Source organism: Streptomyces mabaensis, from assembly GCF_053763515.1.
Genome location: NZ_JBSOPZ010000060.1, coordinates 1 through 12537, shown reverse-complemented (window position 1 = coordinate 12537; position 12537 = coordinate 1). Strand labels below are relative to the sequence as shown.

The window sequence follows — 12537 nt, the reverse complement described above, 5'->3', positions numbered from 1 at the left end:
AGCAGCAGCCGTGCCCGAGGGGCATACGATCCACCGCCTCGCCGAGGACCACCACAGCCGTTTCGCGGGGTCGACCGTGCGGGTCAGCAGCCCGCAGGGCCGGTTCACGGAAAGCGCGGCGCGGCTGGACGGCCGGGTTCTGGACGTCGTCGACGCGCACGGCAAGCACCTCTTCCTCGGCTTCGACGGCTCCGACTGGATCCACATCCACCTCGGCCTGTTCGGCAAGCTCGGCTTCGGCGAGGGCGAGGCCCCGCCGCCCTCCGGCACCGTCCGGCTGCGGGTGCGCAACGACGGGCACTACGCCGATCTCCGCGGCCCCACCACCTGCGCCCTGATCACCGGCGGCGAGAAGCAGGCGATACACGACCGCCTCGGCCCGGACCCGCTGCGCGAGGGCGAGACCGCGTCCGGGCAGGGAGCGGGCAGGGCCTGGCGCCGGATCTCCCGAAGCCGCACCACCATCGCCGCGCTCCTGATGGACCAGAAGGTCGTCGCGGGTGTCGGCAACGTCTACCGCGCCGAGGTGCTCTTCCGGCACGGCATCGACCCGTACCGTCCGGGCAAGGACCTCACCGAGCGCGAGTGGCACGCGATCTGGGCCGACCTCGTCGCCCTGATGCGTGAGGGCGTACGGAACAACCGCATCGACACGGTCCGCCCCGAGCACACCCCGGAGGCGATGGGGCGTCCGCCGCGTGTGGACGACCACGGCGGCGAGGTGTACGTGTACCGCAGGGCCCTCTTGCCCTGCCACATCTGTGGCGGCGAGATCCGCACCGCCGGTCTCGCCGCCCGCAACCTCTTCTGGTGCCCGGGCTGCCAGCAGCGGTAACCGCGCGGCTCGCGTACCGGGCCCTAGAAGCCGTGCGGCAGCCAGGGAGCGACCGGGGACGAGAACGCCAGGGACGTCTCCGCCAGCGCGCCCTGCCGCTGCTCGCGTACCCGGCCCGCCGCCGCCAGCGAGACGAGCGAGACGCCACCCAGATACGCTGCGCCCAACTCCCGTACCGACAGCGCCAGATCGGCCTTGTCGGCGGTCCGTTCGCAGGACGCGCCCTTGGTGTCGCCGGTGAGCCGCCAGCGCCCCTCGTTCCAGGGGCAGAAGGGGTCCTCCACCTCGAACACGACCTCGACGGGCGTGGTGTACGTCCGGGCTTCCAGCGCGGCGCTCACCTCCACCGGCCGCAGATACAACGAGTCCTTCCACCGCACCTCGCAGCGGCGGATGTCGGAGACGAGGTGCTGCCAGGCGTCGTCCACCGGCCGGTTGCGCACCCGGAGCGTCGAGGTCAGGTCGATGTCGAAGAGGAACCGCCACAGCGCCGCGGCCGCGGCCGGATCCAGGGCCTCGGTGTCCCGCAGCACGAGGGTGCCCCGGGGGCCGGCCGCGTCCCACTCCGGCTTGTTGTGGAAGCGCGCGTAGCCGACGACCTCACCCTCCCGCTCGGCGAGCACGCACTGCAACGGCGATCCGCCGTCCCGCCCGCTCTCCGGGTCGAGGACGGGCAGCCGCTCCCAGCCGGGGCGGCGGGCGAGCATCCCGGGCCGCAGACCGACGTTGCGGGCGTACACCGCTTCGCACGCGTCCCGTACGGCCGCGGGGTCGGCGAAGCGCAGGCGTACCGCGTCCGTGCCCTCCGGTACGGCGAGCCGGACGCGGGAGGTGTCGATCTCGGCGGAGAGCTGCTGGGTGGCCATGCCGTACCCGAAACGGCCGTAGATGTCCGGTTCCGAGGCCGTCAGTACGGCGAGCGGCTCGCCCCGCTCGCGTACGTCGTCGAGCTGCTGCCGCATCATCGCGCTGAGGATGCCGCGCCTGCGGTGCGTCGCCGCCACGCTCACCATCGTCACGCCGGCCGCGGGCACCAGCGCCCCGCCCGGCACGGAGAGCCGGAAACTGAACGCCCCGGCCGTGCCGACGCACTCGTCGCCGTCCCAGGCCCCCAGCGAGCGCGGGTACTCGGTCAGATCGCGATACAGCTCACGTTCCTCGGACGGCTCCTGGACACCACCGAAGGCCAGCTCCAACCTGCCGTACCAGTAGTCCCATTCGGCCGGGCGCAGCTCCCGAAGCTCTGTCGTCATATGCCATCCCTATCAAGGCATCCCGGTCCGGGCGAGCCGATTTCGAACGCAATGTCTGGGGGTCCCCCTGCGCCGCGTCGCGCCGGGTGGATAGGGTCCCGATGCAATGGCCGGTGGTGTGGGAGCGGAATCGTTCACGGCCCGGATGCGCAAGTCGGCGCACCGGGTCCGGACCGCGCTGCGCAAATCGGGCGTCGACTACTTCCGCGGCGACGGCTCCGACTGGATCGCCCTGGCCGGACTGCTGCTGGCCATCCCCGCGATCGCGTGGGGCACCATCACGATGCCGTCCTGGTTCGCGCCCGCCGCGCTGGTGCTGCCCATCGTGGCCGGCGGCCTGCTGCTGCGCCCGGCCAGCCTGCTGGGTCTGTACGCGGCGGCGGCCCTGGCCCTGATCGTCGAGTCCGTACAGCTCGGCCCGTACACCGAGGGCCCGGCGACCGTCACCCCCGGCACCGTCCTGGTGGTCGCGGCCTGCGGTTTCTTCGGGCTGCTGATCGCACAGTTCCGCAGCCGGGTCGGCGTGCCGTGGCGGCGCGGCGGGACGATGCTCTTCGACCTGCGCGAACGCATCCGGGTGCAGAGCAAGCTGCCCGCCCTGCCCAGGGGCTGGCACCGCGAGATGGCGTTGCGCCCGGCGGGTGGCCAGTCCTTCTCGGGCGACTTCGTGGTGGCGGCCCGGACGAACGGCGGGCGGTCCCTGGAGGTCGTCCTCACCGACGTCTCCGGCAAGGGCATGGACGCGGGCTCGCGCGCGCTGCTGCTGTCCGGCGCGTTCGGGGGCCTGCTCGGCTCGCTCCCGCCGCACGGCTTCCTGCCGGCCGCCAACGGCTACCTGCTCCGCCAGGACTGGGACGAGGGCTTCGCGACCTCGATCCACCTCGTACTGGACCTGGAGTCCGGCGACTACGAACTCCTGTCGGCCGGTCACCTCCCGGCGCTCCAGCTGTCGGCGGGCACCGGCCGCTGGGAGGAGAAGGCGGCTGACGGCCCGCTGCTCGGGGTGTACGACGGCGCGCAGTTCCACCCGGTCAAGGGCTCCCTGCGCCCCGGGGACGTGCTCATGCTGTTCACCGACGGCCTGGTCGAGACGGCCGACCGCGACATCAGCGAGGGCATCGACCGCCTGACCGGCGAGGCGGAACGCTACGTGGCGCCGGGCTTCGAGGGCGCGGCCTGGCACCTGATCGAGGCGGTGGCCAAGGACGTCAACGACGACAGGGCGCTCCTACTGATCCGCCGCGACTGATTGCTCGCGGGGGCCGGGGGTGACTGTGCCCGGGGGTGCGGTGTGCGGCGAAACCCGGGGCCGCCCGGTTTGTGAGTATGGCGGGCCGGGTCGGACCGTCAAGGGCGCTCCCTTCGGTCGCGTCGCTGCGCGATGGCCTTCGGCCCCCCTTGACCGTCCGCCCCGTCCCGCTGGTGCAGATGAGTGTCGGGCGGCCCCGGGGAGCGGGGCCCCACCTGAGCCCCGGGAGTGGTCCAGCTTTCGTCGGTGACCTCAGCCCGGTGGGCGGGGCAAGACACGCGGCCACTTCGGGGGCTGCGCGACTCGGCTTAGCGGCCGACGGCCGTCTGTTGGCCAACGACAACGCCCAATCCGAGGTGGATTGACACCAAGCGGCCGAGGGGACCCGCAGGCGGGCCACAAACCCCAGCAAATCGGACAGGATTGAGGCTCGGCGGACCCTGCATGCGGACTGATGTCGCCACACCTCGGCTAGACCGGCCTGACGACCGTTCAGAGCCCTGTCCGGGCACTTCCGGGCCTGCCACACTCGCCAACGCCCCACCGGCCTGCGGCCGCTGCGCCGGAGCGGGCGCACACGAGTCTGTCGCACCCGCCCACCGGCCTGCGGCCGCTGAGCTGGTCGGGCCCATCCCGAGGCGACCGCGCACCAGCCACCACCCGGTGGCCGCTGAGCCGGGGGTCGGGCCCCCGCAAGGCGATGGCGCACCACCACATGCCGGTGGCCGCTGAGCCGGAGCCGGGCCCATCCCGGAGAGACCGCGCCCAGCAATCGCCCACCGGCCTGCGGCCGGGGGCGGACCCGGGCCAACCGGCAAGCAGCCCCGGGGCCCCGCCCCGGGGGCCGCCCCCTCAAACAGCAGTAGCGGTGGAGGGACGGGAGTCCAGGGTGGGCGCAGCCCATCGCGCAGCGACGCGACCGCAGGGAGCGCCCTTGACACCCGGCCCGGAGCCGCCATCATCACCGGCCGGGCGGCCCCCCACCCGCACGAACTCGCCCCCGGGCACGTCCACCCCCCACCAGCCCACCCACCGTCAGCGGCTCCGCTGCCACGCGCCGACGCCCAGCCTTCCGGTGGTGCCCAGGTCGATCGGGCCCTCTGGCGTCACCCTCTGGCGCGGCATGCCCGCGACCGGGGCGATGTCCAGGTAGGCGCCGTGGGCGGCGGGGCGCGTCACGTCCGTCACGGTGTTCTTCCACACCAGCCCGGCCGTCGCCCTCTCCCCGGGCCGCAGCACCACACTCACGGGCGGCTGCTCGAAACTCTCGATCCGCGAAATCTCGGTGGAGCCACGGACTACCCGCACCGCGAGCGGCGCCCGGTCCTCGTCCAGCAGCCGGAGATCCGGGTAGCCCTTTACGGTGAAGGGGCGTGTACCGCAGTTGACCATTTCGAGGGTCACGACCCGCAGCCCCATGGCGGCGTCGCTGCCACCCTCCCTGATGGCGACTCCAGGAGCGGGGCACCCGCCCGGCGCGGCGGACCCGTCGGGGACGGGCGCGATGTCCGGGAAGGACCTGCTCGGGCCTGGCGCCGCCTCCGGCGGGGGCGGGGCGTCGCACGCGCTGCTCAGAACGGCGGCAGCCGCGAGTATCGGGCCCAGCCGGCGCATGGTGTTCATCGCAGGATCCTCACACGGCCCAGCAAAAGTCCGGCAGACCCCCACTGAACCCATGCACCCCACCGACCGCGCGTATTCGGTGATGCAATGCTGCTGAAGACCCCGTATCGGCAGCCGCAACCACGTTGACATCCGATTATCCGAGACATCCGACACATCCGAGATGTCCGACACGGCCGACAAGAGAGCGAGGAGTCCCATGCCCGATCTGAGCCTGGCCGAGGTCGAGGCGATCGCGCGCGCCGCCCACGCGACGCAGACCGACAAGGACGGACACCCGTACGTCGAGCACCTCCAGGCGGTCGTCGACGGCGTACAGGACCGCGGCGGCTCCCCCGAGCAGATCGCCGCCGCCTGGCTGCACGACTCCATCGAGGACGACGTGCTCTCACAGGACTGGCTGGACCGCGCCGCGCTCCCTAAGGCCACCAAGGACATGGTCCTCGCCGTCAGCAAGCGGCCGGGGGAGGCCGTGGAGGCCTACACCCGCCGCATCCTCGCGACCCCCGGGGCGCTGCTGATCAAGGAGGCGGACCTCGCGCACAACGCCGATCCGGACCGGCTCGCCCGACTCGACGAGCCGACCCGGAACCGCCTGACCGAAAAATACGCGCACATGCGGCAACTCCTCGGCCTCACGGACTAAAACAGCCCAGCAGCAGCAGCAGCCCAGCCCGACCAGCCCAGCCCAGACCATCCCCGACCGATCAGCGCTCACCGCCAACGACGGCCGGCGTCCGCACCGACCCGGAGCCCGACCCGGAGCCCGACCCCGAGCCCGACCCCGCGCCCGACCCCGGACCCGACCCCGGACCCGACCCCGACCCCCGACCCGACTCCGCGCCCGCGCCGCCGCTGAACGCCCACTCAAGCCGCGGTTCCAGCACCCACCGCAGGCCCCGCCGTACCGGAGGCGTACACATGGCCGTCACCAGCACCGCGGCCAGCGCCGTCAGGGCGATCAGGCCGAGCGGGGTGCCGAGCCAGGGTGCCCCGTACCAGCCGAGGAAACCCGCGCCCTTCACCAGGAAGCCGTGCAGCAGGTAGCCACTCAGCGTGCCCGCGCCCAGCACCGTGAACCACATCGTGCGGCCCGGCACCCACGCGAGGAAGCAGACGCTCAGCACCGCCGAGCCGCCCAGCAGGACGAGCGTCATCGCCACCGCGATGAACCAGGGCTGGCCCAGCTCCGCCGCGCTGCTGGAGTGGTAGAGCCAGCGTGTGGTCGACCGGGGGGCGGCCCAGTACGCGACCACCAGCGCAGCCGCGAAGACAGGCACGGCCAGCAGCCTGACCGACCGTCGCCGCACGGCCTCGAAGTGCTCGGGCCGCAGCAGCAGCCCGGCCACGAAGAACGGCAGGAACTGCAGGATGCGCTGGAGGTCCAGATCCTTGCCGATACTCGGCGTCATCGCGGCCAGCACCGCGATGGCGACGGCGATCGGCAGCGGCCAGCGCACCGACCGCCACAGCGGGGTAGTCAGCCGCCAGACGAACAGCGCGATCAGGAACCAGGTCAGATACTGCGGGTCGAGCAGACTGATCTGCTGCTCCGGCTTGCTCCCGACCCAGCGGTAGAACAACGAGTACGCGGCCTCGAAGACGATGAACGGTACGGCCACGCCGCCCACCAGCCGCCGCAGCTGCCCGGGCCGCATGTCGAAACTGCGGGAGAAATAGCCCGAGATGAGGATGAAGGCCGGCATGTGGAAGGCGTACACGACCATGTAGAGCGCTTCGGCGGCCCGGCTGCCGTCCAGCAGCGGCTCCCAGGCATGGCCCATGGCCACCAGCACGATCGCCAGGTACTTGGCGTTGTCGAAGTACGGGTCGCGCCGCTTGTCGGTGGATTCGGCCGGTGGGGCGGCCGGTTGTGGGGGAATTACGGTCCGTGACAGTGTGGGGCTGTGGAACATCCAGGGCACCATAGTGGCGCTTCGCGGGTGGGTAAACCTGGCCTCCGGTGACCCGGCGCACACCGGGCAAGGGCGTTCCCGGCGCCTCGATGGCGCGAACTGATTGCCGACGATTCGTCACGTGGCGGATAGCACCGGCCGGTTGGTGGCACGATGGTCATGTGGGGGTGTGCGAGGCCGCATGCTTCCCGGCCGGCAAGGCGGACCGACCGAGGGTGTGATCAGTTGTGGCCATTTCACTGTCTGTGGTGCTGCTGTTGGCGATCATCCTGGTGGTGTTGATCCGCGGAGGCTCCCTCAAGGCCGGGCCCGCGCTGGTGGCGGTGCTCTTCGGCTTCTTCCTCGCGTCCACCGACATGGCACCGTCGGTCAACCGCTTCCTCGACTCGATAGCGGACACGATCAACCAGATCAATTTCTAGCCAACTCACAGGCCGAGGGAGATGGCCACGCGGGTGGGTTCCGCCGTGCTGTTGATGTTGAGCCTGGCCCGGATGCGGCGGAGGTAGGCGTCGACCGTGTGCTTGCGTACGGCGTGGTGAGTGTGAGGCTCATGGGATTAACGAACTCAGGGCATGGTCAGAGGATGAATCCTCTGACCATGCCCTGAGCCGTCTGGAGCGGGCGACGGGAATCGAACCCGCGTAGCCAGTTTGGAAGACTGGGGCTCTACCATTGAGCTACGCCCGCACATATCGCGCCGCAGGTCGGTGACCACCGGCACGAAGAGCATCGTAGCGGGTCCGCGTGGCCGGGTGCACATCCCTTCCGCCCGGTCGCCGGCAGAGCAGAAGAAAGCGGGAGCCGCACCGCGTGCGGGCATGTACCCTACGTGTCGCACCGACGGGGTGTGGCGCAGCTTGGTAGCGCGTCCGCTTTGGGAGCGGAAGGTCGTCGGTTCGAATCCGGCCACCCCGACCACCAGCAAGACCGCGAACAAGATCGCGTTGTGGGCCTCCTCCTGCTTGCGGTTACTATGCAAGCTGCGTGCCCGTGTGTCTGATGTACCGGGCCCGATCCGCTGAACCGCTGAATCGCAGCATCAGCAGAACCCCAAGAAGTCAGCCACCAAGGAGACCGAACCGTGAAGAGCGCCGTGGAGACCCTGAACCCGACTCGGGTTCGGCTCACTGTCGAGGTGCCCTTCGAGGAGCTCAAGGACAGCCTCGACGCGGCGTACAAGAAGATCAACCAGCAGGTCACGGTGAAGGGCTTCCGTAAGGGCAAGATCCCGGCCCGGGTCATCGACCAGCGGTTCGGCCGTGGTGCTGTGCTGGAGGAGGCCGTCAACGACGCGCTCCCGAAGTTCTACACCGAGGCGGTCAACGAGGGTGAGCTGAACGTCCTCGGCCAGCCCGAGGTCGACATCACCGAGCTGAAGGACGGCGAGCTGCTCGCCTTCACCGCCGAGGTGGACATCCGCCCGGCGATCGAGATCCCCGACTACTCGGGCATCGAGGTGACCGTCGACGCCGTCGAGGTCACCGACGAGGACGTCGAGAAGTCCGTGGAGCAGCTGCGTGAGCGCTTCGCCTCCACCAACCCGGTCGAGCGCGCCGCCGCCGAGGGCGACGTCGTGACGATCGACCTCGAGGCCAAGGTCGACGGCGAGGTCCTGCCGGACGGCGTCGCGAGCGGCGTCTCGTACACGATCGGCTCCGGCGAGCTCCTCGACGGCATCGACGAGGCCGTCACCGGCCTGGAGGCCGGCGGCGAGGCCACCTTCACCTCCCAGCTCAAGGGCGGCAGCGCCGAGGGCAAGGACGCCGAGGTCACGGTCAAGGTCACCGCGGTCGCAGCGCGTGAGCTGCCCGAGCTCGACGACGACTTCGCCCAGCTGGCGAGCGAGTTCGACACGCTCGAGGAGCTCAAGGCGGACAGCCGCAAGCGCCTCGAGAACATGAAGCAGTACGACCAGGCCACGCAGGCCCAGGAGCGCGTGCTCGAGGAGCTGCTGAAGCTCGTCGAGGTGCCGATCCCCGAGAAGCTCCTCGAGGACGAGGTCAACACCCGCAAGCACAACCTCGAGCACCACCAGCTCGGCCAGATGGGCCTGGACATCGAGAAGTACCTCGAGATCCAGGGCAAGACGGCCGAGGAGTTCGACGCCGAGACCAAGGAGCAGGCGGTCAAGGGCATCAAGACGCAGTTCGTCCTGGACGAGCTCGTCAACAAGGAGAAGCTCAACGTCAACCAGGAGGAGCTCACCGAGCACCTCATGCGGCGTGCTGCCTCCTCCGGCATGAGCCCCGACCAGTTCGCCCAGGCCGTTGTCGAGGGCGGCCAGGTGCCGATGCTCGTCGGCGAGGTCGCCCGCGGCAAGGCGCTCGCCGTGGTCGTCGAGGCCGCCAAGGTCGTCGACACGAACGGTGAGGTCGTCGACCTCGACGACGAGGACGAGACCGAGGGCGAGGCCGCGACGGCCGAGGCCGCCGCCGAGGACAAGGCGGAGGACAAGACCGAGGACAAGCCCGAGGCCTGAGCCCCGGCAGCCCCGGCATCTGATGTCGTACGAGAGGCCCGGACGCGCCCCGCGTCCGGGCCTCTCGTCGTACATGCCGAGGCCCCGCACCTTGCGCTCCGAGCGAACAGTTCGGGAACCGGGATGGCGTTGTCCTACCTGCGCGTTAGGGTCCATGAATACGAGGGCACGGAAGTACCCGGAAGCCGGTGCACGCGAGTGCGGCAGCCCGGCCCCCCGTGCCCCCCAGAACGAAGACGCTGAGACGGCCGTAGCCGTCAGAGACGAGCAGGTGGATACGTGACGAATCTGATGCCTTCCGCCGCCGGCGAGCCGTCCATTGGTGGTGGCCTCGGCGACCAGGTCTACAGCCGGCTGCTCGGCGAGCGGATCATCTTCCTCGGTCAGCCCGTCGACGATGACATCGCCAACAAGATCACGGCGCAGCTGCTTCTCCTGTCCGCCGACCCGGACAAGGACATCTACCTCTACATCAACAGCCCCGGTGGTTCGGTGACGGCCGGCATGGCGGTCTACGACACCATGCAGTACATCCCGAACGACGTGGTCACCATCGGTATGGGCCTCGCGGCCTCGATGGGCCAGTTCCTGCTCACCGCGGGTACCGCGGGCAAGCGCTTCGCGCTGCCCAACACCGACATCCTCATGCACCAGGGCTCCGCCGGCCTCGGCGGCACCGCCTCGGACATCAAGATCCAGGCCGAGCAGCTGCTGCGCACCAAGAAGCGCATGGCGGAGATCACCGCGCACCACACCGGCCAGACCGAAGAGACGATCATCCGTGACGGTGACCGTGACCGCTGGTTCTCCGCCGAGGAGGCCAAGGACTACGGCATCATCGACCAGATCATCACCAACGCCGCAGGCGTTCCGGGCGGCGGTGGCACCGGGGCCTGATCCCCGTACCACCGCTTCGCAGCCGAGCCGGACAGCCCACCGAACGCCACCAGGATGGTGAACACCGACATGAACGACTTCTCCCTCAGCGCCAGCGGCCTGTACACCGGGCCGCAGGTGGACAACCGCTACATCGTGCCGCGCTTCGTGGAGCGCACCTCGCAGGGCGTGCGCGAGTACGACCCGTACGCGAAGCTCTTCGAGGAGCGCGTGATCTTCCTCGGCGTGCAGATCGACGACGCCTCCGCCAACGACGTCATGGCGCAGCTGCTGTGCCTGGAGTCGATGGACCCGGACCGCGACATCTCGATCTACATCAACAGCCCCGGTGGCTCGTTCACCGCGCTGACCGCGATCTACGACACGATGCAGTTCGTGAAGCCGGACATCCAGACGGTCTGCATGGGCCAGGCGGCCTCCGCCGCGGCCATCCTGCTCGCCGCCGGTACGCCGGGTAAGCGGATGGCTCTGCCGAACGCGCGCGTGCTGATCCACCAGCCGTCCAGCCAGACCGGCCGGGAGCAGCTCTCCGACCTGGAGATCGCGGCCAACGAGATCCTGCGGATGCGCGCGCAGCTCGAGGAGATGCTGGCGAAGCACTCCACGACGCCGATCGAGAAGATCCGCGACGACATCGAGCGCGACAAGATCCTCACCGCTGAGGAAGCCCTTGCGTACGGTCTGGTCGACCAGATCGTCTCGACCCGCAAGAGCACCGGCGCTGCGAACGTCTAACCAGCTGCCCAAAGGACTTGCCGGCCCTTGGCGTGACTCACGTCAATGTGAACCACGCCAAGGGGGGCCCGAACGGGGGCCCCGGCAAGGTACCGTCGGATATGAGGCACCAGGAGCCGCTGAACCAGGCGTCTCCCAGGCGAAGGGGAAGCACCTCGTGGCACGCATCGGTGACGGCGGCGACCTGCTCAAGTGCTCGTTCTGCGGAAAGAGCCAGAAGCAGGTGAAGAAGCTCATCGCAGGCCCCGGTGTGTACATCTGCGACGAGTGCATCGACCTCTGCAACGAGATCATCGAGGAGGAGCTCGCAGAGACCTCCGAGGTGCGGTGGGAGGAACTCCCCAAGCCGCGGGAGATCTACGAGTTTCTCGAGGGGTACGTCGTCGGGCAGGAGCCCGCGAAGAAGGCCCTCTCCGTAGCGGTGTACAACCACTACAAGCGCGTCCAGGCCGGCGAGAACGGCGGCGGCGCCACCCGGGACGACGCGATCGAACTCGCCAAGTCCAACATCCTTTTGCTCGGGCCGACCGGATCCGGCAAGACGCTGCTCGCCCAGACGCTGGCCCGCATGCTCAACGTCCCCTTCGCCATTGCCGACGCGACGGCGCTGACGGAAGCCGGCTATGTCGGCGAGGACGTCGAGAACATCCTGCTGAAGCTGATCCAGGCCGCGGACTACGACGTCAAGAAGGCCGAGACCGGCATCATCTACATCGACGAGATCGACAAGGTCGCCCGTAAGAGCGAGAATCCGTCGATCACGCGTGATGTGAGCGGTGAGGGCGTCCAGCAGGCCCTGCTCAAGATCCTTGAGGGCACGACGGCTTCGGTGCCCCCGCAGGGCGGACGCAAGCACCCGCACCAGGAGTTCATCCAGATCGACACGACGAACGTGCTCTTCATCGTGGGCGGCGCCTTCGCCGGCCTGGAGAAGATCATCGAGTCGCGGGCGGGTGCGAAGGGCATCGGATTCGGCGCGACGATCCGCTCCAAGCGGGAGATCGAGGCGAGCGACCAGTTCCAGGAGGTCATGCCGGAGGACCTGGTGAAGTTCGGGATGATCCCCGAGTTCATCGGCCGCCTCCCGGTCATCACGTCCGTGCACAACCTGGACCGCGAGGCGCTGCTCCAGATCCTCGTCGAGCCGCGCAACGCGCTGGTGAAGCAGTACCAGCGGCTGTTCGAACTCGACGGCGTGGAGCTGGACTTCGAGCGAGAGGCGCTGGAAGCGATCGCGGACCAGGCGATCCTCCGCCAGACCGGCGCGCGGGGCCTGCGCGCGATCATGGAGGAGGTGCTGATGTCGGTGATGTACGAGGTGCCGTCCCGCAAGGACGTGGCCCGCGTGGTCATCACGGCGGACGTGGTCCGCTCGAACGTCAACCCGACGCTGGTACCGAGGATCCTGGGCAAGGGCGAACGCCACGAGAAGTCGGCGTAACTCCCGCGCCACGCAGGCAAGAAAGCGAAGGGGGGGGGGGGGGGGGGGGGGGGGGGGGGGGGGGGGGGGGGGGGGGGGGGGGGGGGGGGGGGGGGGGGTGGGGGGG

At 69.8% G+C, this 12537-nt stretch carries 11 protein-coding genes and 2 tRNA genes; 9 read left to right on the top strand and 4 right to left on the bottom strand.

Annotated features, from left to right (window positions below; translation table 11 throughout):
• The first annotated feature begins 10 nt into the window (after window positions 1–10).
• Window positions 11–835 carry an Fpg/Nei family DNA glycosylase gene (locus ACWV17_RS32470; protein ID WP_455362474.1) on the top strand — a complete coding sequence of 275 codons (825 nt, stop codon included), beginning with the start codon at window positions 11–13 and terminating at the stop codon, window positions 833–835.
• A 23-nt stretch (window positions 836–858) separates the two neighbouring features.
• On the opposite strand, the gene ACWV17_RS32465 is transcribed toward ACWV17_RS32470, so the two are convergent.
• The gene (locus ACWV17_RS32465; RefSeq protein WP_455362473.1) at window positions 859–2088 is read right to left on the bottom strand and encodes a GNAT family N-acetyltransferase; all 1230 of its coding nucleotides are present in this window, start codon (window positions 2086–2088) and stop codon (window positions 859–861) included.
• A gap of 106 nt (window positions 2089–2194) precedes the next feature.
• Between ACWV17_RS32465 and ACWV17_RS32460 the strand changes: the two genes are divergently transcribed.
• On the top strand, window positions 2195–3337 hold the full coding sequence (locus tag ACWV17_RS32460) for a PP2C family protein-serine/threonine phosphatase (RefSeq protein WP_455356545.1): 1143 nt from the start codon (window positions 2195–2197) through the stop codon (window positions 3335–3337).
• Window positions 3338–4372: 1035 nt separating this feature from the next.
• On the opposite strand, the gene ACWV17_RS32455 is transcribed toward ACWV17_RS32460, so the two are convergent.
• Window positions 4373–4960, bottom strand: a complete 588-nt coding sequence (locus ACWV17_RS32455; protein ID WP_455362472.1) for a DUF4232 domain-containing protein — start codon at window positions 4958–4960, stop codon at window positions 4373–4375.
• Window positions 4961–5159: 199 nt separating this feature from the next.
• Here ACWV17_RS32455 and ACWV17_RS32450 point away from each other — a divergent pair, with 199 nt between their 5' ends.
• Window positions 5160–5606, top strand: a complete 447-nt coding sequence (locus ACWV17_RS32450) for an HD domain-containing protein (RefSeq protein WP_455362471.1) — start codon at window positions 5160–5162, stop codon at window positions 5604–5606.
• A gap of 61 nt (window positions 5607–5667) precedes the next feature.
• Here ACWV17_RS32450 and ACWV17_RS32445 read toward each other — a convergent pair whose 3' ends face one another.
• Window positions 5668–6876 (bottom strand): acyltransferase family protein, encoded by a 1209-nt coding sequence (locus ACWV17_RS32445; protein ID WP_455362470.1) that lies wholly within the window; start codon window positions 6874–6876, stop codon window positions 5668–5670.
• 227 nt (window positions 6877–7103) lie between these two features.
• Here ACWV17_RS32445 and ACWV17_RS32440 point away from each other — a divergent pair, with 227 nt between their 5' ends.
• Window positions 7104–7298 (top strand): hypothetical protein, encoded by a 195-nt coding sequence (locus ACWV17_RS32440; RefSeq protein ID WP_455356541.1) that lies wholly within the window; start codon window positions 7104–7106, stop codon window positions 7296–7298.
• A 194-nt stretch (window positions 7299–7492) separates the two neighbouring features.
• Here ACWV17_RS32440 and ACWV17_RS32435 read toward each other — a convergent pair.
• Window positions 7493–7566: transfer RNA gene (locus tag ACWV17_RS32435), tRNA-Gly, on the bottom strand.
• A gap of 154 nt (window positions 7567–7720) precedes the next feature.
• Here ACWV17_RS32435 and ACWV17_RS32430 point away from each other — a divergent pair.
• The 5 genes from ACWV17_RS32430 (at window position 7721) to clpX (ending at window position 12431) form a co-directional block, all read left to right on the top strand.
• A tRNA-Pro gene (locus ACWV17_RS32430) sits at window positions 7721–7797 on the top strand.
• Between the two features lie 163 nt (window positions 7798–7960).
• Complete coding sequence (gene tig / locus ACWV17_RS32425; RefSeq protein ID WP_455362469.1) at window positions 7961–9358, top strand: trigger factor; 1398 nt, start codon at window positions 7961–7963, stop codon at window positions 9356–9358.
• Between the two features lie 291 nt (window positions 9359–9649).
• Window positions 9650–10255: an ATP-dependent Clp protease proteolytic subunit gene (locus tag ACWV17_RS32420; protein WP_455356583.1), complete on the top strand. Its 606-nt coding sequence runs from the start codon at window positions 9650–9652 to the stop codon at window positions 10253–10255.
• Between the two features lie 54 nt (window positions 10256–10309).
• Window positions 10310–10990 (top strand): ATP-dependent Clp protease proteolytic subunit, encoded by a 681-nt coding sequence (locus ACWV17_RS32415; RefSeq protein WP_455356539.1) that lies wholly within the window; start codon window positions 10310–10312, stop codon window positions 10988–10990.
• Between the two features lie 157 nt (window positions 10991–11147).
• Window positions 11148–12431, top strand: a complete 1284-nt coding sequence (gene clpX, locus ACWV17_RS32410; RefSeq protein WP_455356538.1) for an ATP-dependent Clp protease ATP-binding subunit ClpX — start codon at window positions 11148–11150, stop codon at window positions 12429–12431.
• The last annotated feature ends 106 nt before the right edge of the window (window positions 12432–12537 follow it).

Coding starts and splice junctions, on each gene's coding strand:
- ACWV17_RS32450 (WP_455362471.1), top strand. CDS start 5,160: ATGCCCGATCTGAGCCTGGCCGAGGTCGAGGCGATCGCGCGCGCCGCC.
- ACWV17_RS32455 (WP_455362472.1), bottom strand. CDS start 4,960: ATGAACACCATGCGCCGGCTGGGCCCGATACTCGCGGCTGCCGCCGTT.
- ACWV17_RS32420 (WP_455356583.1), top strand. CDS start 9,650: ATGCCTTCCGCCGCCGGCGAGCCGTCCATTGGTGGTGGCCTCGGCGAC.
- ACWV17_RS32465 (WP_455362473.1), bottom strand. CDS start 2,088: ATGACGACAGAGCTTCGGGAGCTGCGCCCGGCCGAATGGGACTACTGG.
- ACWV17_RS32415 (WP_455356539.1), top strand. CDS start 10,310: ATGGTGAACACCGACATGAACGACTTCTCCCTCAGCGCCAGCGGCCTG.
- ACWV17_RS32445 (WP_455362470.1), bottom strand. CDS start 6,876: ATGTTCCACAGCCCCACACTGTCACGGACCGTAATTCCCCCACAACCG.
- ACWV17_RS32460 (WP_455356545.1), top strand. CDS start 2,195: ATGGCCGGTGGTGTGGGAGCGGAATCGTTCACGGCCCGGATGCGCAAG.